The organism is Exiguobacterium sp. s121, assembly GCF_018617245.1.
Taxonomy (GTDB): Bacteria; Bacillota; Bacilli; order Exiguobacteriales; family Exiguobacteriaceae; genus Exiguobacterium; species Exiguobacterium profundum.
This window is the reverse complement of sequence record NZ_JACSJV010000001.1, coordinates 1,082,183-1,105,046: the sequence shown is the minus strand read 5'-3', so window position 1 is coordinate 1,105,046 and position 22,864 is coordinate 1,082,183. Positions and strand designations below refer to the sequence as shown.

Here is a 22,864-nt window from a genome sequence, read left to right as displayed (position 1 = left end):
TTTATTCATTTGTCCTCATATGTCACTGCAACCTTAATTGGATTTATGACGCGTTTATTTAGTTTTTCAAACGTATCAATCAATCTATATTGGTCAATGTCCAATTCAAAAATCTTTCTTACGTATGGTGTATGTCGGCTCACTTCAAAATACCACCTGAAATGTTCTTTATAATCCCATCCATCACTCGATCCGACGATATGTAACTCTTTTTCAAAAAAATGCGGTTGCAACATCAACCCTTCTCGATTGCCATCTGACAAAATACAGATAGATTTATTCGGCTTAACAGCTTGTTGAAGGTTCATGAAACCATCATTACGAGCCGAACATTCAATGCCGTAATCATAGAAGCTCTCCTTCACTTCATTCGGGGTATATACACGGCCAACTCCAAACGTATGAGCCAGTTCTTTCCGATTCGAATCCGGATCGATCGCATCAATCATCGTCACACCATAATAGGTTCGTAGATAATAGATTGCGAGTAACCCCATCGTTCCTAGACAGGAAACAATGACCGAATCGGTAGAGGATGGTGCTAACTTTCTAACCCCTTTTGCTGCATCGCAAGACAAAATCGCTAACAACGCTGTTTTATAATCCACTTCCGGCGGAACGTAAAACGCTTTTTGTTCAGAGACAATCCCATATGTTTGTTGTCCATAGAAGGCGAGCACCCGATCTCCGATATTGAGCGAAGTCACACTTTCTCCTCTATCCACAATGATCCCATAACTCTCATATCCCACTTTTCGGGGATAAACCGGACTCGAGTCAGTCAAATCCGTTTCGTCATATTGAGGAAGCTCTGCCCCAACACTAATGGCGGTGGCAATGGTTTTAATCAAAACCTGATCAGCCTCAAGAGCAGGTATTCGTGTTGTAACCCACTCCAACTTCTTTTTACCTACGAGTTTCAAAGCTTGTTGAATCATTCCATCCTCCTACTATGACAATTTCACCCATATGACAAGTTTACAGAATTAATCAAATTTTGTATAATTATTTTTATATCATTTTATGAAGAGGTGAAAATGTGTAAAAACGATTCGTCCAACCCACCAAATTGAATAGATTCGGAGGAGATTTGTGATGAAATCCTTTTACACACTGCTCGTTAGCCAATGGCTCGCAAACATTGGCGATGTCCTGTACATCGTCGCGCTCATTGCCTTGCTGTATCAACAAACTGGGTCCGCTCTCATGGCGGCCAGCTTCCCGATTGCCGTGACTGCCGGTATGACGCTCAGCGGACTCTTTTTCGCCCGCATCCTCAGTCGCTACTCGCTCGGGAAAACGCTCGTCCTGTCACAACTGATGAAGACGATCACCCTTGTTCTCGTTCTCTTCACGGATTCGATTCTTATTCTCGGACTCGTCATGTGGATTGCATTTCTCGATGGATTCGCACGTCCGATTCAAGCCTCGTTCATCCCAAGTTTGGCGACGAATCGTCAACAAGCGAACAGCCTAGTTCAAGGTTCCAATCAGTTCATCCAACTCGCGATGTGGCCGCTCGGGACGATGCTCGTCTCTCTCTCGTCTAGCGCCTTTGCATTAATCGTTTCACTCGTTCTCTTCAGCCTTTCAACGGTTGTGACGATTTACTTCTATCAATCGCTTACGGAAGACATCGTCGATGATGGAACGGAGGAATCGATTACCTTACGCGATAGTCTTACTTATGTAAGAACGTCACCATTCGCTCGTCGTGTGACTTGGTTTGTGACGTATGAATCATTTGTCAGCACGCTTTGGATTTCAGCGTTGCTCCTCGTCTATCTCGAGCGACATCTGCAAGTCGATACAGGCTGGTGGGGAACTCTTAACGCATCATTTTTGATTAGTATGATTGCGGCGAGTGCCTATCTTTATCGGTCTCGTCGATCACCCTCGCTACCTTCGACTGCCGTCTTATCCATTGTTGCCGCCATGTTGTTCGGCGTGACCGAGCATCTCGCGTTTGCGATTTTGGCGTTAGTGATTCAAGGGGCAGCCACACAAATGCGGATCATCCAGGCGAATACCGTCATTCAAGAACAGATCCCGACTGCGCGACTTCCCTATGTATATAGTGTGCAACAAACGGGATACGCCCTCGCATTCAGTGTAGGGAGTTTGCTGTTCGGTCTTCTTGCGGATGGACTACCAATCGATTCGGTTTACCTTCTCGGAGCACTTTTGACTCTTCCGTTGATTTGGATCGGACGATTGACTAAACAGTCTATGTTGACCGTATCATCTGTATAAACAAGAGGCGCCTTCTCTAAGAGAGGGCGCCTTATTTAAATGATTTTCTAACTGGTAGATTCTCCATTCTCACAATTGAAAAGACAACCTGTAGCGATTCATATCGTATACTAAAAGAAACAAATGATCGGAGTGATTTCCATGTCGAAACTTTCACAGGAAGAAACCATCGAGTTACTAAATGCCTTAGAGTCTCGTTTTACCGAAAACGTTGAACGTCATCCTGATGCCGTCTGGTCAGACGTATTGGAACGAATTCAAATTAATCAGGACAAGTTGACCACCCTCGCTTTGATGGAAGAGACTGGCGGAGAACCGGACGTGATTCGACTCCTTAACGGAGACCTCGCTTTTTGCGACTGTTCAGCCGAGAGCCCGAGCGGTCGACGAAGCCTCTGTTATGACGAACCGGCGCTCGAAGCACGTAAGAAGAACAAACCCGCCGGAAGTGCGGTCGCCCTATCTGAACAGATGGGCATAACCCTTCTCGATGAAGAAACATACCGACACTTACAAACGCTCGGTGCATTCGATTTGAAGACGTCAAGTTGGATTCAGACACCGGACACCATTCGTCAAAAAGGTGGCGCCCTGTTCTGCGACCGTCGCTATGATCACATCTTCGTCTACCACAATGGTGCAGATTCTTATTATGCCGCTCGAGGATTTAGAGGAATAATCATGATTTAAGCAAGGCATTGCGCCTTGCTTCTTTTTTATTGCAATAACCAACTAAAGACTTTCGGAATATATATGATGAAAAATAAGCTGACAGGAATCACTGCGAAAAGCCTTAATATCCACGTATATTTACCCTTGAACTTTCTGAAGTAGAACAGCAATGCACCAAACGCAATCGCATTTGCTGTCAAATTCGGTTCTTCTATACCGTTCTCAATCCATTGCTTGAAAAAAATCTTCCATCCAGGAAAGGGTTCGAGGGCGAACGACTCGTTGAAACTCGGTGTAAGGTTGTACTTCAGCCTCACAAACCAGGCTCCTATATAGACAAAGATGAATAAGAGCGCGTAACACATCAGTACAACGTTCCACAATTTCCCTTTCCAACTCTCACTCCGAAAGTACAAGACGCCAATCAAAATCAGGACACTAAATATCACATTTATTATGAATGGTGGTGAAATCGTCAGAATCGAAAACGTCTCTCGATCTAATACCATTCCCACTTGAAAGATCCCTTTCTGAAACATAGCCTTTCCTCTTTTCTAATATGTACTGATTAAATAAAATACGGTAATTGAAATATTAAGAAATACGCTATATTTCGATTTACTTCATCTGTGCCCTATTTGAATATACTCGATTTCATATACAAATCCACCAAAAAACTGCAGACAGATCGTCTGCAGTTCTCATTTATGCGTGTAGTGTCACATTCAACTCTTCCGCGACCGTTTTAAACGCTTCGAGTGCCCGTTCTAGGTCATCTCGTGTATGTTCCGCTGTGACGATGGTCCGGATACGGGCTTTCCCGCGTTCGACCGTCGGGAAAGCGATACTCTGTGCGAATACACCATGCTCTTTCAACTTGTCCGAGAATGTATGCGCAAGCGTCTCTTCGCCGAGCATGACCGGTGTGATCGGTGTCGTCGCATGTCCGATATCGAAACCAAGGTCACGTAAACCGTTTTTGAAGAACTCGGTGTTCGCCCATAGCTTGTCGAACAGCTCTTCTTCCTCTTTCATCACACGGATCGCTTCACGGTTCGCCGCCACGACTGCCGGTGGATGTGATGTCGAGAAGAGGAACGGGCGACCTTTGTGGATCAAGTAATCCCGAATATCTTGTGAACAGGCGACATAGCCACCGAGGACACCGATCGCTTTTGAGAGCGTCCCGACCTGAAGCGCGACACGACCGTCCAAACCGAAGTGGTTGACCGTTCCGCGACCGTTCTTCCCGAGAACGCCAGATGCGTGAGCATCATCGACCATGACCGCAGCGTCATACTTCTCGGCGAGTTCGACGATGGCCGGAAGCGGTGCGATGTTCCCGTCCATCGAGAACACACCGTCCGTCACTACAAGACGTGTGCGATAATCTTGTGTCTCTTTCAACGCCTTCTCCAAGTCTTCGAGGTCGACGTGTTTATAGATACGTCGAGCCGCTTTCGTGAGGCGAATCCCATCGATGATTGACGCATGGTTGAGGGCGTCACTGATGACGACATCCTCCGGTCCAAGCAGTGCAGACAATACCCCGAGGTTCGTCGCGAATCCTGATTGGAAGACGAGTGAGGCCTCCGTATGTTTGAACTCCGCGAGTTCGCGCTCAAATGCTTCGTGCATCTCGAACGTTCCGGCAATCGTACGGACTGATCCCGTTCCTGCGCCGTATTGCTCGACCGCTTCAATGGCTGCCTGTTTCAAGCGCGGGTGGTTCGCAAGTCCGAGATAGTTATTTGACGACAGTTGGACGAGTGACTTTCCATCGATTGTCACTTCATTCCCTTGTGCTGATTCGAGTGGGACGAGCTTACGGAACGTCCCTTGTTCTTTCATCTCGTTGATTGCTTCTGTAATATGTTCAAATGCCATGTTGTTTCCCCCTTTATGGTATTAAGACGACCTTCCCACATTTCCCTGCCCGCATGAGTTCGAATCCTTTTTCGAACTCCTCGAGCTTGAAGACGTGTGTGATGATCGGTTCGACGTTCAGCTGACCCGTCGCGAGCATCGTCGAGACCTGGCCCCACGTCTCATACATCTTACGTCCTGTGATCCCTTGGACGCGGACCCCTTTAAAGACGACGTCCCGTGTGAGATCGATGGCGACCGGACGGGCCGGGAGTGACAAGACGTTGACGTCCCCGCCTGCCGTGACCAACTTAAACGCTTGATCGATGGCAATCGGATGACCGCTCATCTCGCAGACGACATCGATTCCGTCCCCGTCGGTCTCACGTTCAATCAATTCGAGCGGATTCTCCTCTAAACTGTTGATGACGACATCGGCCCCCATCTTTTCGGCAAGTTGTAAGCGATATGGATTGACGTCAATCGCATAGACACGACTCGCCCCTGCTGCTTTGGCGACACCGACCGCCATGAGTCCGATTGGGCCACAACCGACGATGGCGACCGATTTAGCTGACACATCACTCGCCAACACCGTGTGCACCGCATTCCCGAGCGGTTCTTGAATCGATGCCAGTTTCGCTGGCATCGACTCCGGGTTCACCCATAAGTTCTCTTCGGGCATGACGACGTATTCTGCGAAGCAGCCTTGCGTGTCCACCCCGATGATTTTTGTGTTCTTACAGATGTGGTACTGCCCGCGCAAACATTGTTTACACTGATGACAGACGATATGCGTTTCAGCAGACACCGTCTGTCCGACTTTGATTCGCTTCGTCCCTTCTCCGAGCGCCACGACTTCCCCCGAAAATTCATGACCAAATACGTATGGTGGTTTGACGCGGCTCTGTGACCATTCATCCCACTCATAGATGTGGACATCGGTCCCGCAAATCGATGTCGCTTTGACTTGAATGAGTACTTCTCCAGGTCCTGGTGTCGGAACTGGTACGTCGACCAGTTTTGCCCCAAACCCGGCCGTGTGTTTTTGAATCGCTTTCATTACTGGTGTCGTTGATTCCGTCTCTTTGGTTGACACAAGTTGTTCCATTGAAAACGTCCCCCTCTTGTCTCTAATGATCGAACGATACGTTCTTTATCATCTTGTCATAAAATGACGAAACTGAGAAGATAGAACGTCCGATTTACACAAAAAAAGAGGAGCCATCCGCGCCGATGGCTCCTCTTCACAAGAATAGGACCTATGTCCCGACCGCTCATCGCGGCTCAATGATGAGCTTGATGGCAGTACGTTCCTCTCCGTCAATCATAATATCAGTAAAGGCCGGAATGCAAATCAAATCGAGACCGCTTGGCGCGACGAAGCCTCGGGCAATCGCGACGGCTTTGATGGACTGATTCAGTGCACCTGCCCCGATCGCCTGTATCTCACACGTTCCTTTTTCACGTAGCACACCCGCTAAAGCACCCGCAACGGAGTTAGGGTTCGATTTTGCCGAAACTTTGAGTACGTCCATTCTTGTTTCCCCCTCGGGTAGGTTGTTCAATCAAACCAGACGGTCTGATCATCTAGGTGTATTCGTTCGATTTTTGTCGCTCGTTTCGTCTGATCATCGATTGTAATGAAAACTCCATTAAGTTGTTCCCGTCCCTCGGCAACTTCAAACCGAACTGGGAGTTGTGTCATAAATTTTTTTAAAACAGTCGACGCATCCATTCCGAGTACCCCGTCTAGTGGACCGGTCATGCCGACGTCTGTAATGTAGGCCGTGCCGTTCGGTAGGACACGCTCGTCCGCTGTCTGCACGTGTGTATGTGTCCCGACAACGGCTTGAGCGCGACCGTCGAGATGATAGCCCATAGCGATTTTCTCGCTTGTCGCCTCAGCATGGACATCCACAAAAATCGCATCGACCTCATCGCGCACTTCTTCGACGAGACGGTCGACGGTACGGAACGGACAGTCAAGAGACGGCAAGAAGACATTTCCCATGACATTGATCACGGCCAATTTCTTCCCATTTTGTTTCAACTTCATCATGCCAACCCCAGGTGTCCCGTCCGGATAGTTGGCCGGACGGACGATCCGGTCGGCGTCGTCGATCCAATCAAAGATATCACGGTTGTCCCACGTGTGGTTTCCCATCGTTACCCCATGAAAGCCGAGCTCCAAAAACTGTTGGTAAATCTTTTTCGTAAGACCACGTCCATTTGCTGCATTCTCACCGTTGACGAGCATGAACGTCGGGTTGTATTTGTCTTTCAAGCGTCCGATTTGTTTCGTCAATATATCACGACCTGGTTTCCCGACCACATCACCGATAAATAAAATTTTCATATAAAGTCCTCCCTCAAACAGAAAAAGCGGAGAAATTCTCCGCTTCGTTTACTTCGCATAATCGACGGAACGTGTTTCACGAATGACCGTCACTTTGATTTGTCCAGGATAATCGAGTTCGTCCTCGATTCGCTTACAAATATCACGTGCCATCTTACCGGCGACGACATCGTCAACGACATCAGGGCGAACGATAATCCGAACTTCACGTCCTGCTTGAATCGCATACGATTTCTCGACACCTTCGAACGACTCACAGATTGATTCGAGTCGCTCAAGACGACGGATGTAGCTTTCAAGTGTCTCTTGGCGAGCTCCAGGACGCGCTGCTGACAAGGCATCAGCCGCTGCCACAAGTACAGCAATCGTCGATGTCGCCTCGACGTCCCCGTGGTGGGAAGCGATCGAATTGATGACGACCGGATGTTCTTTGTATTTCGTCGCGAGTTCTACACCGATTTCAACGTGACTACCTTCGACTTCGTGGTCGATTGCTTTCCCGATATCGTGTAAGAGTCCTGCCCGTTTCGCGAGCGTGACATCTTCACCAAGTTCGGCTGCCATCATCCCGGCAAGATGTGCCACCTCAACCGAGTGAGACAAGACGTTCTGACCATAACTCGTACGATAACGCATGCGACCGAGCGTCTTGACAAGGTCTGGATGGAGTCCGTGAATTCCGGCTTCAAACGTAGCTTCCTCCCCGTATTCACGAATGCGTTCATCCACTTCACGGCGAGACTTCTCTACCATTTCTTCAATTCGAGCCGGGTGAATCCGACCGTCTTGAACGAGTTTTTCAAGCGTCATCTTCGCGATTTCACGACGAACCGGGTCGAACCCTGACAAGATGACGGCTTCTGGTGTGTCATCGATGATGAGGTCAATCCCAGTCAACGTTTCGAGCGTCCGGATGTTACGTCCTTCGCGCCCGATGATACGACCTTTCATCTCATCACTCGGTAAGTTGACAACGGATACCGTCGTCTCGGCGACATGTTCAGCTGCATATCGTTGCATCGTGAGAGATAAGAGGTGTTTCGCTTTTTTATCCGCTTCTTGTTTTGCTTTTTGCTCGATTTCTTTTTGAAGGAGAGCAGCATCGTGAAGCGCTTCCTGCTTCGCTTCGTCCATGATGATGGTACGTGCTTCATCTTTCGAGAGGGATGCCACGCGTACAAGTTCTCGGCGTGCCTCTTCGTATAACTCCTCCACTTTGCTTTCGAGCATTTCTGCTTCACGCTTGCGTTTTTCGAGTCCTCGTTCCTGTTCATCTAGCGAGTCTTCTTTCCGCTCGAGCATGTCTGCTTTGCGGTCAAGAAGCTCTTCCTTTTGAACGAGGCGATTCTCTTTCACTTTCTGTTCTTCGCGACGTTCACGCAATTCTTGTTCCGTCTCATTACGAAGTTGAATCATCTCTTCTTTTACTTCAAGCCGTGCTTCTTTTTGCATCGCTTCCGATTGTTGTTTTGCTTGCTCTACAATCTTAGTCGCTTCCGTCTCGGCACCTTGAATCTTCGCTTCGGCGATCGATTTACGCACAAAAAAACCTGCAACAAAAGCTATCGGCAAAAGGAGGATCAGAATAAGCCAGTATAGCCATTCCATCATGTTCACCTCCCTTTCGCAAGGTTATTTTATTTTTTTAATAAGTGAGATACACGGGCAAGCCCACGCATAACTTTATTGTACTTATTTAATAGGGAGAATGCAATGCACGGACAGGATAGAACTACCAATTGCCTAAAAAATTATACTAAAAAAATCTCACTCGAAAGAATTCGAGTGAGACGATGTGCTTATTCGTCATCGAGAAGTGAGAGGACTTCGTCGTCTTCGCCTTCGACCGTGACCGTTTTTTCTCCATTCAATCCGTAGTGATCTCGAATCTGTTGTTCGACCTCAGCTGCGATTGCTGGATTTTCTTTCATGTATTGCTTGGCGTTTTCACGGCCTTGACCAAGACGTTCTTCATTGAACGAGTACCAAGCTCCGCTCTTTTGAACGATGTCGAGGTCTGCACCGATATCGATGAGTTCCCCTTCACGCGAGATCCCCTCACCATACATAATATCAACTTCCGCTGTTTTGAACGGAGGTGCAATCTTGTTTTTTACAATCTTGATCTTCGTACGGTTCCCGACCATATCTTGACCTTGTTTGAGCGTCTCCGCACGACGAACTTCAAGACGTACAGAAGAGTAGAATTTCAAGGCACGGCCCCCTGGAGTCGTTTCCGGGTTACCGAACATGATCCCGATCTTCTCACGGATTTGGTTGATGAAGATGACAATCGTTTTCGACTTGTTCGTCGCACCAGACAACTTACGAAGTGCTTGAGACATCAAACGAGCTTGAAGACCGACGTGCGAGTCTCCCATTTCCCCTTCGATTTCGGCTTTCGGTACGAGTGCCGCAACCGAGTCGACGACGAGGATATCAACTGCTCCAGAGCGAACGAGCGCTTCAGCGATTTCGAGCGCTTGCTCCCCAGTATCCGGCTGTGAAAGGAGCAACTCATCGATGTTGACCCCAAGATTTTTAGCATACTTCGGATCGAGTGCGTGCTCGGCATCAACGAATGCTGCTTGACCGCCACGCTTTTGGACTTCTGCAATCGCATGAAGGGCAACCGTCGTCTTACCTGAAGATTCTGGTCCGTATACTTCGATGACACGACCGCGTGGATATCCACCCGCACCGAGCGCGACGTCGAGGGCGATTGACCCTGAAGGGATGACCGATACTTGTTGGTCTGTATTTTCACCAAGGCGCATGATTGAGCCTTTACCGAATTGTTTTTCAATCTGGCGTAATGCCATTTCTAACGCTTGTTTACGATCACTCATAGATAAATGAGCCTCCTTTAATTGATACTCTTATTATACGTGAACACTGTACGATACACAAGTTTTTTACGAACATTTATTCGCCTTTTTTGATTCGTTGAATGAGAGCCCATAATCCGTCCTTCGCGGCTCGCATGCGGATGATATTCCGTTCTTGATGGGGATACGTCCGCTCGATGACTTCTATTCCGTTTGGTGTCTTCACTCCGATATAGACCGTACCGATCGGACGACCCGAATTCGATGTCGGTCCTGCCTCTCCCGTGAAAGAGAGGGCATAGTCGGCATGGGTGGTCTTTGACAATCCGTCCACCATCTCATAGGCAACTTCTTTTGAGACGACTGAGTGCTGTTTAATTGTATCAAGCGAGACCCCTAAATACCTATTTTTTAGCTCATCCGAATAGGTCACGACTCCACCTAGAAAGACGACTGAAGCGCCAGGTGTTGATGTAATCATCGATTGTACCTCGCCGCCGGTCAACGACTCAGCCACAGCGAACGTACGATTCAATCTAGACAATGATTGGACAAGATGTGATGCGATCGTTTCATCGTCAGAGCCGAAGTAGTACGAACCGACCCGTTTCATAATCTCAGTCTTCACTTCTTCAATCATCTGACGCGCGGTCACCTCGTCCGTCGCTCGAGCACTGATCCGAAGTCTTGCCTCTCCCGTCTCGGCATAGGGGGCAACGGTCGGATTCGAGCCGTCCAATAAGTCCTTCACGGCATCGTCGAGAGCGGATTCTCCAATCTCATAAAACCGTAATGACTCTGAGACGAGCGTCGCTCCTGATAGTTTCTGCGGAAACGTCGCCTCGACCAAAGCTTTCATTTCACGTGGCACACCCGGTAAAAGCAACCACGTCGTGTCTCCGGCAATCCACATGCCCGGGGCAAGCCCGACCGGATTTGGTAATACGTCTGCTCCGCTGAGCACGTCGGCTTGGCGAGCGTCCCCATCATTCATCAATCGATTTCGTGACACGAGGAATCGTTGAATCGTCTCATACGCTTCCTCATCCCGAACGATCGGACGGTCTAGTAAGTCGGAAAGGACTGTCTTTGTGACATCATCCGCCGTCGGACCGAGTCCACCCGTGACGATGACAAAGTCGGAACGACGACGGGCGATTTCAAACGTCTCTCGCATTCGTACCGCGTTATCCCCGACAACTTGATGATACAAGACCGGCACACCGTACTTCGACAGTTGTTCTGATATGTAACTCGCATTCGTATTGACGATTTCCCCTAAGAGCAACTCGCTTCCTACCGCAATGATTTCGGCTCGTTTCATCTCATTTCCTCCTCAACTTCAAAAAAAAGACGAGCTAGATCAACCAACTCGTCTCTGTCGACTTACATCGACTTCACAATAATCTTATAGTTTTGTGCGAAATATTCGGCACCTGAGTAAATTGTAAGTACGAGCGCCAACCACATCGCCCATTCGCCAAACGGGATCCCGACATAGCTAAAGATCGGGTTACCGAACAGTAAGAAGATGATGGCAAAGAGCTGCACCCACGTCTTCGCTTTTCCAGATTTCCCGGCCGCGACGACAATCCCTTCATCGGCAGCGACGAGACGTAAGCCTGTAACCGCAAATTCACGTGATAGAATCACGACGACGACCCACGCCGCGACGAGATCCATCTCAACGAGCAACACAAGGGCCGCCGTGACGAGCAGTTTATCTGCGAGCGGGTCCATAAATTTACCAAAGTTCGTGACTAAGTTATGCTTACGGGCCAAATGTCCGTCTAACCAGTCTGTAATGGCCGCAATCGTAAAAATCACACCAGCGATAAATTGGTGCATCGGGATATCAGCGCCTAAAAAAGCGATGTTTCCCCAATCAAAATCAACAGCGAGTAAGACGACGAATACGGGGATCAAGACCACGCGTAGCATCGTCAATCGGTTAGGTAGGTTCATATAGAACGCCTCCTCTTAGAAGGAGAGTCGACTTATTCGGCGTCGACTCTCTTTACAAAAATATTTTGTGTGACCGGAGACTCTTGAAGCTCGAGCTCACGACCGTTGACGACGATTTTCTCAACGCCTGCGATGAGTCCGATTCGAATACGCAATGTGTCCGTCTCGGCATCTTCAATGACAATCGGATTCTGTTTCGACTGGTTCGGATACTCCGGTGCGAGAAAGGCTCCTTCTAACGACGTATCACGAACACCCACGTAAGAGGCAGGTGACTCCTTCACATAAATCTCGGTCGACAGTTTCTCGTTCGTCGCGAGTTCATAAGTGATATCTGCCCCATTCGACTCCTTCACCGCAATCGGACCAGATTCCGCTGGCGGTTCTTCTTCGGTCGGCTCCTCTTCAGTCGGTTCCTCCTCGACCGGTTCATCAGCCGGGACATCCTCATTCTGGTCGACTGTGACACCAGAACTTGGCGGTTCGGCAGGACTTGCATCCTGACCACCGAAGTCGATGCTTCTCACTGCGAAATAAATCGCGGTGATGAGCAAGAAGACCGTGAGAACGAGGAGAACTTTCGGAACCCATCTCGAGACCCGACTTGTCGACTCGGAAGCCTTCGAATACGTTTTCTTCCGAGAGAGTTGAACAGACGGCTGTGCCTCGATGACCGGTAAATCTTTTGCATATGTCTCGTATAATTCATCCACATCTAGGCCGAGCGACTCCGCATACGTCTTAATGAACGCCCGTGCATAAAAAGAGCCAGGGAGATTTTTGTAATCACCTTCCTCGATTGCGATGATATAGCGCTTTTGAATCTTCGTCGTCTGCTGGATTTGGTCGAGCGTCAATCCGCTCTCCTCACGCTTTTGTTTCAAAAAAGTCCCTAGTTCTGTCACAGGGGTCCACACCTTCCATTCACATAATTATTCAAACCATTCTGACTCACGATGCGTTTCTTGTGGGATGATGATCGTCTCATCCGGATTGTTTCTCAATTCAATAATATAATCAAAGTCTTCATACACGCAATCGGTGTTTCGGACGTACAGGTCAGGGTGTTCGATGACTTTCACGGCCGGCAACCGCATGACTTCACGAATGAGCTGGCGATGTCGTTCATCCATCGTTCGGGTAGAGACGGCACCATCGATTATGTATACGTGATCGCCTTCCCGTTCCTCTTCAAATAATGAGGTCCGAACGGTCTGTTTCATCAGTGTCGAGGAAAGAAACAACCATCGTTTGTTCGCACACACACTCGCTGCTACGATGGACTCCGTCTTTCCGACGCGTGGATTTCCACGAACACCGATTAACAAATGGCGTTCTTCCTTCATCAGTTCCGCAACGAAATCGACGAGAATGCCCAAATCTTCACGGACGAAGCGAAACGTTTTTTTGTCATCACTATCATGGTCGATATAACGACCGTGACGGATTGCAATCCGGTCTCGTAACTTCGGACGGCGCAACTTGATGACGGCAATAGCTTCCATCCGCTTTAAAATATGCTCGAGTCGATGCACATGATCGGCGGCAGGTGCTTTGAGCAACATTCCCCGTCGCTGCAAATCGACCCCATTGATGGTGACGATGGAGATTTGAAGCATCCCCATGAGAGATGCGATGTCTCCGAGGATACCCGGTCGATTCTGACACAATTCATATTCGAGATACCACTCTTCGAATTTATGTTCCATCCCCAACCATCCTTTCGAGCGAGTTCGCTACCTTGCCTATTTTAAATTATTTTAGAAGAATTGAAAAGAACAGGTTTATTTACATGAATCGGATCATTGCCAACCGCCGTCGACGCGTATCACCGTGCCCGTCATATACGAGGCGTCCGGTGAGCACAAGAAACGGATCGTGTTGGCCACGTCCTCTGCCGCACCGAGACGTCCAAGTGGAATGTCATCGATCACGGATTGTTTCGACTCTTCTACCGTATCATTCATTGGCGTATCAATCCACCCCGGGGTCACCGCATTGACTCGAACATTGAACGGTCCGGCTTCTCGTGCGAACGCCTTGACGAAGCCGAGCTGTGCCGCTTTGACGGTTGAATAAAACACCTCAGCCGCCGCACCGACCTCTCCCCATACACTCGAGACAATCACGATATCCACGTGATGATCGTAAGGCTTCCTTGCAACGACGGACTGGATGAGTCGGATCATTGCCCGAACATGTACATCGTACAGCCGGTCGAGCTCATCCATCGACTGGTCGACGACGAGACCATGGAGCGCATGTCCGGCCACATATACAATTCGGTCGATGTCCAGCATATCCTGCACCCACGACTCAACAGCGTCACGGTCTGTTAGGTCACAAGGGAGAATTTCTGCCGAAAGATTCTCTTCATCTATCAAATGACGGAGTCTATCACTACTCTCGTTCGCATGCAAAATCAGTTCATCTTCACGAAAAGCGAGCGAGACGGCACGTCCGATGGTACCGCTCGCTCCAACAATCAATGTCTTCATCGTTTTTTGACGATGCATACCGTTCGTTGTTCATGGCGGAACAAGCGCTCGTATGCTTCGTATAGTTCGTCGAGTGTGATGGCATCAATCAAAGTCGGGATTTCAAACAAATTCCCATCATTGAGTGCATATCGAGAGAACTGATTTGCGATGAATTCCGGTGAGTTCAATGCTTTCAAGAACTGTCCTTGCATCATGCGTTTCTTCCGGTCGAGCGTCTCTTGACTCAACTGAAGTGGACGTTCTAACGCCTCCGTCACACGGTCGACAAACGCATCTACTTCCGACGTCTCCATCGACAAGGCGGCAAAGGCAAACGTTTCCTCTGACGTATAGTCAAACGAGAAGGCATCGTCAATCAATCCTTCAGCATAAAGTTCTGTATAAAGAGGAGCTGTCGTGTCGAAGAGCGCATGCATGAGCAATTCTACTGTCAATTCTTGCTTCAGACCTGCTTCCCCAGCTTGTGGTACATCCTTATACCCAATCATGACTTTCGGTACAGAGACGTCCATCTCGATGACCCGTTCTGACAGACGAACCGTGGTCGGTTCATATACTGTCTCACGAGCACTCAATCGTGGTGTCTCAAAAGATTTACCTGCTTGGTTATCTCGAATCAAGGCAAGCATCTCATCCGGTTCGATGTTCCCGACGACGAACAATGCCATGTTGCTCGGATGATAGAACGCTTGATGACAGGTGTACAAGTCTTCCGCCGTGATCTTTGAAATCGATTCGATTGTACCTGCGATATCAATCTTGACGGGATGTGTCTCGTACATCGCCTCAATTAAACCAAAATACAAGCGCCATCCGGGATTGTCTTGATACATTTGAATCTCTTGACCGATGATGCCTTTCTCTTTCTCGACAGACTCTTTCGTAAAATAAGGAGTCTGGACGAAATCAAGTAGCGTTTGTACGTTTTCCGAAATCTTGGACGTGGCACCGAACAAATAAGCCGTCCGTGTGAAGGAAGTGAAAGCGTTCGCTGACGCTCCTTGACGACCGAATTGTTGGAAGACGTCACCATCTTCTTTCTCGAACATCTTATGTTCTAAGAAATGTGCGATACCATCGGGAACCTCGATCCAGTCTTCTAGTTTGAAGCGTCGGTCAATCGATCCATATTTAGTCGTGAACGTCGCGAATGTTTTTTCATATCCAGTCTTTTTCAACAAGTAAACGGAGAGGCCATTGTCGAGAACGTGATGATGTAACGTCTCTCCGACGTTAGGAAAGTCTAATTTCATGCTTCTCCTCCTTTCAAGCAATAAACCGCTTCGAGTTCCATTTCTTTCGCAAGCGCAACGACATGATCTCGTGTCGTGTTTTCAATGATTGCCATCTCTTCGTCTAACGAGAACGGACGAACGTCTGCTCCACTCATCCAAGCAATCAATTGACGTGGACTGTCTCCAAGTTGTCGACGTTGATTGAACAACAACTCTTTCGTCTGTTGCAACGTCTCATCCTCAAACTCGCCCGCTTGTAAAGCGTTCAATTGCTCTTCGATGATCTGTTCGGTTTTTTGCTGGTTCGACGCATCGATGCCGGCATAGACGAACAACTTCCGACTGAGGGAACTATATTGTGAAGCGGCATAGTACGCCAGGCTCTCTTTTTCACGCACGTTCATGAACAGTTTCGAGTGAGGGAATCCTCCGAACAATCCATTCACGACTTGCATACGAATCGCCGCTTCCGTTCTTGGGTCGACATTGAGTGAATAAGCGAGATGGAGCTTGCTTTGTTTAATGTCTTGGTGTTCTTCCAAACGCTTGAACTCTCCTCGACTCGCTTCTGGTAACAGGCGTGGTCGACGTGTCCCAAGGGATTCCAATGGATTGAAAGCCTGTTCGACTTGCTCACGATTGACATCCCCGACAACATAGATGTCCACACGGTCATGTTGAATCATCGATTGATATGCCTCATATAATGATTTCGGTGTGACATGGTCGAGTTGCTCAAGCGTACCGAGTGACGGAATCGCAAGTTCTCCTCCGAGCATTTCTTGTAGACGCTGTTGGGCGAAACGCATTTTGTCATCATAGACCGATTCGATACGCTGACGTTGCAATCGACGTTCCTGCTCGACGATGAGTGGCTGGAACGCCCCATCGTATGCGTTCGGACGAAGGAGAACGTCTTCGAGTAACTCGATTGCCTGACTCAATACGTCTTCTCCGACAAGATGATCGTTGACGACTTCGAGTTGGAATTGGATGACGTGCTCCTTTCCGATCTTAGATGCACCAGCATATAAGTTTGTGTCATACAACTCCTCTAGCGGTGTGTGAAATAACTCAATGGATGGATACGTTGCCGTCGATTTCTCCATAATGAACGGGAGCAATGCCCGATCTGCGACCGTCTCCGCCGATAATGGAGCGGCGAATGACACGAGACAAGTCGTCGTTTTAAATTTTTTGGTCGGATAGACCGAGTAGTGCAATTGATGTTGGAACTGTTCGATTCCTTTCATCTGCCGATCACTCCTTTTTTCGTTTTGGTTGAAACACGGCAGCGCCGCGCGCATATTCTTGATCCGGCACCCCTGCCACGACGTTCGCGTAACGGGCAACCGTAAATAAATAATCACTCAAGCGGTTAAAGTAAGGCAATTGCCGGTCTGCGACTCCGAGAGCCGCTAAGTCACGCTCGACCCGTCGACAGACGGCACGAGCCACATGTAAGCTAGCTGCGGCAACGCTGCCGCCCGGAAGGATGAAGCGCACAAGTTCCGGACAGGACTCCTCCCACTCATCCATCCATCGTTCTAGTTCCGTCACGATTGACAAATCGACCATTTTTGGCGGTGCCTCAGCATACATCAGCTCCGAACCGAGGTCGAACAAGTCGTGCTGAATCTTCGTCAGCTGTATTCGGAGCGTCTCATCCTCTTGATGCGCGATGGCGAGTCCAATCTGACTATTCAACTCATCGAGATGACCCATCGCTTCAATCTGAGGATGGGATTTCTCGACACGACTACCGATTAATGATGTTTCACCCTTGTCGCCCGTTCGTGTATAACGTTTCATTCGACTCCCCCCTTAAAATGCCACAAATGGTGACTCAAGCGAGTCACCATTACGAGTTGTGTGGTTGTTCAAATGGTAAGTAAATCTCGAAGGTGGTTCCGACCCCGAGTGTACTCGATACGCTCACTTTTCCGTGATGGGCATCGACCACATTCTTCACGATCGCGAGTCCGATGCCTGTCCCTGTCTTCGAACCACTGGTCCGGGCTTTATCGGCTTTATAGAATCGCTCGAAAACGAACGGCAAATCCTCTTTTGGAATTCCATGACCTGTATCCGTCAACTGAATCCGTAGCCCGTCCGTCTCTTCTGTGGCCTCAATCCGAATTTCTCCAGAATCGGTATGCGCGATAGCATTGCCAATCAAGTTGGTGAACACTTGCTCGAGACGATCGCCATCCGCCTCGATGAGACGGTGCGGGGCGTCGGTCTGTAAACGAATCTCTTTTTCAGATGCCATCTGATTGAACTTTCGCATGACTCGGGGCAAGAAATCACCGATATCAAACGAAGTGAAATGCATCGTCTCTTTACCCGATTCGATGCGTGCCAAATCCAACAAATCATTGACGAGTCTTGCCAAGCGGAGCGATTCATCATAGATGATGGAGGCGAACTCTTTCGTCGCCTCGTCACTCTCAGTGATGCCATCGATGATTGCCTCTGAATACCCTTGAAGCGTCACGAGCGGTGTCCGGAGTTCATGGCTAATGTTCGCCACAAAATCGGTCCGCATCTTATCGAGTCGATGACTTTCTGACGTATCCCGGATGACAACGACAGCACCCTCGAAATCGTCTTCTCCGACGAGTGGTGTGACTGTCAGTGTATAGTACCGCTCATCCTGTTTCACTTCGATCGTCTTTTCAGACGTCCCCTCCATCACTTCCTCATAAAGAGACAATACGACTTCATGTGGTTGCCCATCTTGAAGTAATGGACTCGCTTGCGGGTTCGTGACAATCACGTTCGCATGACGATCGAGTGTAATGACACCGTCTGCCATCGAACGAAGAATCGACGCAAGTTGCAGCCGTTCCCGGTCAAGGGCATTCACATACTTCGAAAGCTGACTGCTCATTGCGTTGAAAGAAGCAGCGAGTTCTCCAATCTCATCCCGTGTCTTCGTCTCCAAACGCAAATCAAATTGCCCCTCTCCCGTCTTATTGACTGCATCCCGCATCGCTCGGAGCGGTGCCGTGATTCGTGTCGACAAGAAGAAAGCGAAGACGGTCGTGACGATGATGGCCGAAGCGACGGTCCAAAGAATGATGGTCCGTGCTCCCGCGTTCGCACTCGAGATCGCATCGAGCGGTTCGAGCAGGTAGAGCGTATACTGTCCTGTCGATAAGGAGAAGGTCGTCCGATACGCTAGTGCGGCCTGGTCGTCAAAAGATGAGAAATTCCCGATGGCCGTCTCACCGACCGCCTGATAGGTTTCCCAATCCTGTCGTTCAAGTTCCACCATCAAACCATCCACTTGATTTCCAAAATTCGATCGGGTCGTACCGTTCTCTAAGATATAGTTAGCCCCGTACACTTCGATGATTTGATCAATCGTCTGGGACGTGTCACCTTCATTCAACAAAACCGATTGGACCTGTCCACCGAGCTTGGCAAGATGGCCTCGTTCCTGGTCGATATGAAAGGAATTAAAAAATTCAAGCATCAACACCGAGACGATGAATAAGATGACACTGACCAAAACGAGAATCGTCAGCCACAGTTTCGTGACGATGCTGTTTCGACGAATCATCATTCACTGGCAGCTTCGAACTTGTACCCGACACCCCATACGGTCGTGATCATATGCGCCGCGTCCGGTGAGACACGATTCAATTTCTCACGAAGACGTTTCACATGCGTATCGACGGTCCGAAGGTCTCCGAAAAATTCGTAGTTCCATACTTCTTTTAACAACTGCTCTCGTGAAAAGACTTTATCCACCTGTTTTGCGAGGAAGAACAATAACTCATATTCTTTTGGTGTGAGGGCGATTTCCTCGCCGTCCACCGTGACGCGGTGTGCATCATTATCGATTGTCAGATGTGGGAAGACGATCAAATCCTTCGACTTCTCACTCGTGTGCATGAACTTCGTCGAACCAGAGCGGCGAAGCAATGCTTTGACGCGGAGCACGACTTCACGCGGACTGAACGGCTTGACGATATAATCATCCGCCCCGACTTCGAATCCTTGGACACGGTCGATTTCTTCACCTTTCGCCGTGAGCATGATGACCGGAGTCGCTTTCGTCTTCCGGAGTTCTGTACATACTTCAACCCCATCCATCTTTGGCATCATCAAATCAAGCAAGATCACGTCGTATTCGTTATCAAGGGCAAGCGCGAGCGCCTCTTCGCCATTGACCGCTTCTTCAATCACATACTGTTCACGTTCTAAGTACATTTTCAAAAGTCGGCGAATTCTCTCCTCGTCGTCGACTACTAAAATCTTCGTTTTCTCAGCCATACCTGAAACCCTCCTAAGACCCATTACGAGTTGTAGCGAATGTTGCACAATTGTGAACATTCCACTCTCTGCCATAACTATACCACTCTATTATTTCGCTTCACAACGATGATTTGATGGACCAAATGAAAAAGAAGTCACAATTGTGACTTCTTTTATGTCAGGCATACGAATGCAGACCGGCAATGACCAGGTTGACGAAGACGAGGTTGAACATGATGATGGCAAATCCACCGACACATAACCAGGCCGCTTTCGTTCCTGTCCAGCCACGCTGAATGCGCATATGCAAGTAGTAAATATAGATCAGCATCGTGATGAGGGCCCAAACTTCTTTCGGGTCCCATCCCCAGAAACGGTTCCAGGCAATCTGTGCCCAAATCATCGCAAAGATCAGACCACCAAGGATAAAGACCGGTAATCCAATCGCGACCGAGCGATAGCTGATTTCATCAGCAAGGTCGAGATCGACTTTTTTTGCAAGGGGTTGGAGCGCTTCAGCGACGCGTTTACGCAAGATGACAAAGCGGAGCAACACATAGATTACAATTCCGCCGATGACCGACCAGATGAGCGTGTTCAACTTGAGTGTATTGATCCAGTTCGGGAGCTCGAGTGACAAGCCACTCGCGCCAGACACGAGTTGTGCCCCTTCTGGGACGAACAAGATCGGCATGAAATATTCATACGTCTCCGCTTGACCGCGGTCGTTCGTGAACTCGACGACACCTCCGGCACCAATCCCCTTGAATAACATCGAGACGATGATGAAGCCGAGCGTGCACATGAGGACAAACATCGTCACTTCGAGCCACGTCCGTGACTTAGACTGTTCTTTCATCGATGTTTCGTTCAATAAGAAAATGAGTCCCGATGCAAAACTAATGGCCAAAATCCCTTGTCCGAGCGCAGCCGTCGTAACGTGAATTTTCAGCCATACACTGTTGAGTGCCGGGATGAGCGGTGCGACCTCACTCGAGAACATTGAAGCGAAGGCGATGACGAGTAACGCCACCGGCATCGCGAACAAGCCGAGTACATCATTTTTATAAATTCCATATACGACGAGGAACCCAAGTACCATCATCATACCGAAGAACGTCGTATATTCGTACAAGTTTGATACCGGCGCATAGCCGACACCTGCCCAGCGCATAAAGAAATATGTCATTTGAGCGACAAAGCCGATGATTGCCAAGATAAAGGCGTATTTCCCATAGGCAACACGGTTGACGTTTCGATCTTTACGCATACCACTGACGGCAATCGTAAAGAGAACCGTCGAGATTGCGTACAGGAAGAACGCGATAAACAGCATTCGGCTGCTCCATTCAATCCATTCCATCAAGATTCCCCTCTTTCATCTGTTGACTCGTTCTCCGACTTCTCTGTGAATCTCGCCTGGTCTTCCCACATCGGTAAGCCAGTTTGTTCTAATAGCGGCGACACTTCACGACGGAGCGAGGACGGGTTTTTATTCGTAAAACCGGCTACAAGCACGCCCTCTTCATGACGACGGATCCAAACGCGACGGTGTGGCCAGTACATGCCCATCGCAATACCGATCATAAAGATCGTGGCACCGACGATCAAAATCGGATAGGTGGAGTCACTCTTCACACGTAAACCACTCGTGCTCGCCATCTCTGTACCTGCAAACTGGACATCGTAGCGGTTCTCTTCATCAGCGACATTCAGACGAATGCCGATTAAATTCGACTCCGTTTCTCCTTCAGGTGATTCAACGTTGAAGAAGAAGGCAGGATTCAGTGCACGTGGTGATTTCGTATTCGGTTGTCCATCTTTCACTTCAAAGTCTGGATACAAATCTTTCAACGTGACGGTGACCCCATCGAGCTCATAAGACTTTTCCGGATTCTCCAAATCAACTTTGAACGGACCATATTCGTCGCCGGTTTCTTTATCTGCCAACATGAACGACATCGATAAGAACTCTGGACGACTTGAATATTGTTCCTGATACACTTCAAATTTATCGAACTTAAACGGGTGGTTGACTTTCGTCGAACCGACATCGACTTGCTCGAGTTGCGGCGATCCGTCCTCGTTCGTTCCCGTCTTTTTGAATAACGTCAACTCTGTCTCATAATTTTTAGGAACGGCTCCTGCTTTTTCAATGGCGGCCGCGAACTTCGCGTCCTCTTCATTGTTCTCAGGGTCGTACATTTCAAGAATGAACTGGTCGTTCCGTAAGTAGTACTCGCCGTCAGTCGCCTCTAGCGACACCGTGTCGCCTTCACGCACCCATTCGAGCGTATCCGTATGGAATGCAGGGAACACTCGCAGCATCGCCCCTAGGAAGAAGATGACAAGTCCGAGGTGGTTGACGTACGGACCCCAACGACCAAACCGGTGTTTCTCTGCTAACAGAGCATCGCCGTCCCGTTTGACGGTATATCGTTTCTTTTTAAGTGCGACTGCGATCTCATCAATTTGAGCCTCCGTCCCATCACCTTGTCCGAAGAGACGTTGCCCCTTCATAAAACGTTCTGTCCGTCTGACCGGTTGTTTTTTAAGCGCCTTATAGAGCGGAACCCCACGGTCAATCGACACGACGACGAGTGAGAGCGTCAACATGACAATCAGACCGATGTACCACCACGATGTGTATAGGTTATGGAATCCGAGGGCGTAATAAATAGAACCCGGTGTTCCATACTCCTCCATATAATATTGTTCAGGCGGTAATTGTTGTGGGATGTACATCTCTTGAGGAAAGATTGTTCCGATTGCCGAACCGACAATAATCAATGCAATTAACCACAACCCCACTTTGACCGATGCAAAGAAGTTCCACACACGGTCAATGATCGATTTCGGACGACGCTTCGACCGTAAATCAGCGCCTTCGTATTTCATATCTAGCATCTGTGCGTCCCC

At 48.8% G+C, this 22,864-nt stretch carries 21 protein-coding genes; 2 read left to right on the top strand and 19 right to left on the bottom strand.

Translation table 11 applies throughout. From position 1 onward, the window contains the following. Window positions 1-5: 5 nt before the first annotated feature. The gene (locus tag KOG47_RS05665; protein WP_215243864.1) at window positions 6-938 is read right to left on the bottom strand and encodes an alcohol dehydrogenase catalytic domain-containing protein; all 933 of its coding nucleotides are present in this window, start codon (window positions 936-938) and stop codon (window positions 6-8) included. A 157-nt stretch (window positions 939-1,095) separates the two neighbouring features. Here KOG47_RS05665 and KOG47_RS05660 point away from each other — a divergent pair, with 157 nt between their 5' ends. Together KOG47_RS05660 and KOG47_RS05655 are read left to right on the top strand one after the other, a co-directional pair. Next, on the top strand, window positions 1,096-2,253 hold the full coding sequence (locus KOG47_RS05660; RefSeq protein ID WP_215243863.1) for an MFS transporter: 1,158 nt from the start codon (window positions 1,096-1,098) through the stop codon (window positions 2,251-2,253). Between the two features lie 141 nt (window positions 2,254-2,394). Beyond that, complete coding sequence (locus KOG47_RS05655; RefSeq protein ID WP_215243862.1) at window positions 2,395-2,943, top strand: DUF4256 domain-containing protein; 549 nt, start codon at window positions 2,395-2,397, stop codon at window positions 2,941-2,943. 687 nt (window positions 2,944-3,630) lie between these two features. On the opposite strand, the gene KOG47_RS05650 is transcribed toward KOG47_RS05655, so the two are convergent. From KOG47_RS05650 to resB, 18 genes are all read right to left on the bottom strand, one after another. Further along, window positions 3,631-4,812 carry a glycine C-acetyltransferase gene (locus tag KOG47_RS05650; protein WP_074036841.1) on the bottom strand — a complete coding sequence of 394 codons (1,182 nt, stop codon included), beginning with the start codon at window positions 4,810-4,812 and terminating at the stop codon, window positions 3,631-3,633. Window positions 4,813-4,825: 13 nt separating this feature from the next. Next, complete coding sequence (gene tdh, locus KOG47_RS05645) at window positions 4,826-5,902, bottom strand: L-threonine 3-dehydrogenase (protein ID WP_215243861.1); 1,077 nt, start codon at window positions 5,900-5,902, stop codon at window positions 4,826-4,828. A 166-nt stretch (window positions 5,903-6,068) separates the two neighbouring features. Continuing rightward, window positions 6,069-6,329, bottom strand: coding sequence for a stage V sporulation protein S (locus KOG47_RS05640; RefSeq protein ID WP_012726477.1), 261 nt, complete (start codon window positions 6,327-6,329; stop codon window positions 6,069-6,071). Between the two features lie 26 nt (window positions 6,330-6,355). Then, on the bottom strand, window positions 6,356-7,150 hold the full coding sequence (locus KOG47_RS05635; RefSeq protein ID WP_159562409.1) for a TIGR00282 family metallophosphoesterase: 795 nt from the start codon (window positions 7,148-7,150) through the stop codon (window positions 6,356-6,358). A gap of 48 nt (window positions 7,151-7,198) precedes the next feature. Then, entirely contained in the window at window positions 7,199-8,761 is a 1,563-nt protein-coding gene (gene rny / locus KOG47_RS05630) for a ribonuclease Y (RefSeq protein WP_035387855.1), read from the bottom strand. Between the two features lie 188 nt (window positions 8,762-8,949). After that, the gene (gene recA, locus KOG47_RS05625) at window positions 8,950-9,999 is read right to left on the bottom strand and encodes a recombinase RecA (RefSeq protein ID WP_012726480.1); all 1,050 of its coding nucleotides are present in this window, start codon (window positions 9,997-9,999) and stop codon (window positions 8,950-8,952) included. A gap of 76 nt (window positions 10,000-10,075) precedes the next feature. Next, complete coding sequence (locus KOG47_RS05620; protein ID WP_196430828.1) at window positions 10,076-11,302, bottom strand: competence/damage-inducible protein A; 1,227 nt, start codon at window positions 11,300-11,302, stop codon at window positions 10,076-10,078. A gap of 62 nt (window positions 11,303-11,364) precedes the next feature. Then, complete coding sequence (pgsA, locus tag KOG47_RS05615; protein WP_074036832.1) at window positions 11,365-11,943, bottom strand: CDP-diacylglycerol--glycerol-3-phosphate 3-phosphatidyltransferase; 579 nt, start codon at window positions 11,941-11,943, stop codon at window positions 11,365-11,367. Between the two features lie 32 nt (window positions 11,944-11,975). Then, a complete protein-coding gene (locus tag KOG47_RS05610; protein WP_078147046.1) occupies window positions 11,976-12,848 on the bottom strand; it encodes a helix-turn-helix domain-containing protein in 873 nt (290 codons plus the stop codon). Window positions 12,849-12,875: 27 nt separating this feature from the next. Continuing rightward, window positions 12,876-13,652, bottom strand: a complete 777-nt coding sequence (locus KOG47_RS05605; RefSeq protein ID WP_012726484.1) for a YmfK family protein — start codon at window positions 13,650-13,652, stop codon at window positions 12,876-12,878. Window positions 13,653-13,745: 93 nt separating this feature from the next. Further along, on the bottom strand, window positions 13,746-14,459 hold the full coding sequence (ymfI, locus tag KOG47_RS05600) for an elongation factor P 5-aminopentanone reductase (protein ID WP_251125244.1): 714 nt from the start codon (window positions 14,457-14,459) through the stop codon (window positions 13,746-13,748). Next, on the bottom strand, window positions 14,438-15,697 hold the full coding sequence (gene yfmH / locus KOG47_RS05595) for an EF-P 5-aminopentanol modification-associated protein YfmH (RefSeq protein ID WP_214690805.1): 1,260 nt from the start codon (window positions 15,695-15,697) through the stop codon (window positions 14,438-14,440). The genes ymfI and yfmH overlap by 22 nt, the downstream gene beginning before the upstream one ends. Beyond that, window positions 15,694-16,932: an EF-P 5-aminopentanol modification-associated protein YfmF gene (yfmF, locus tag KOG47_RS05590; RefSeq protein ID WP_215243860.1), complete on the bottom strand. Its 1,239-nt coding sequence runs from the start codon at window positions 16,930-16,932 to the stop codon at window positions 15,694-15,696. The genes yfmH and yfmF overlap by 4 nt, the downstream gene beginning before the upstream one ends. Before the next feature lie 7 nt (window positions 16,933-16,939). After that, window positions 16,940-17,491, bottom strand: coding sequence for a cob(I)yrinic acid a,c-diamide adenosyltransferase (locus KOG47_RS05585; RefSeq protein ID WP_012726488.1), 552 nt, complete (start codon window positions 17,489-17,491; stop codon window positions 16,940-16,942). Between the two features lie 49 nt (window positions 17,492-17,540). Then, window positions 17,541-19,250, bottom strand: a complete 1,710-nt coding sequence (locus KOG47_RS05580; protein WP_143180242.1) for a HAMP domain-containing sensor histidine kinase — start codon at window positions 19,248-19,250, stop codon at window positions 17,541-17,543. Continuing rightward, complete coding sequence (locus KOG47_RS05575; protein ID WP_147538010.1) at window positions 19,247-19,963, bottom strand: response regulator transcription factor; 717 nt, start codon at window positions 19,961-19,963, stop codon at window positions 19,247-19,249. The genes KOG47_RS05580 and KOG47_RS05575 overlap by 4 nt, the downstream gene beginning before the upstream one ends. 160 nt (window positions 19,964-20,123) lie before the next feature. Beyond that, the gene (gene ccsB / locus KOG47_RS05570) at window positions 20,124-21,308 is read right to left on the bottom strand and encodes a c-type cytochrome biogenesis protein CcsB (protein ID WP_031423441.1); all 1,185 of its coding nucleotides are present in this window, start codon (window positions 21,306-21,308) and stop codon (window positions 20,124-20,126) included. Beyond that, a complete protein-coding gene (resB, locus tag KOG47_RS05565) occupies window positions 21,308-22,852 on the bottom strand; it encodes a cytochrome c biogenesis protein ResB (RefSeq protein ID WP_159562414.1) in 1,545 nt (514 codons plus the stop codon). The genes ccsB and resB overlap by 1 nt, the downstream gene beginning before the upstream one ends. Window positions 22,853-22,864 lie beyond the last annotated feature (12 nt).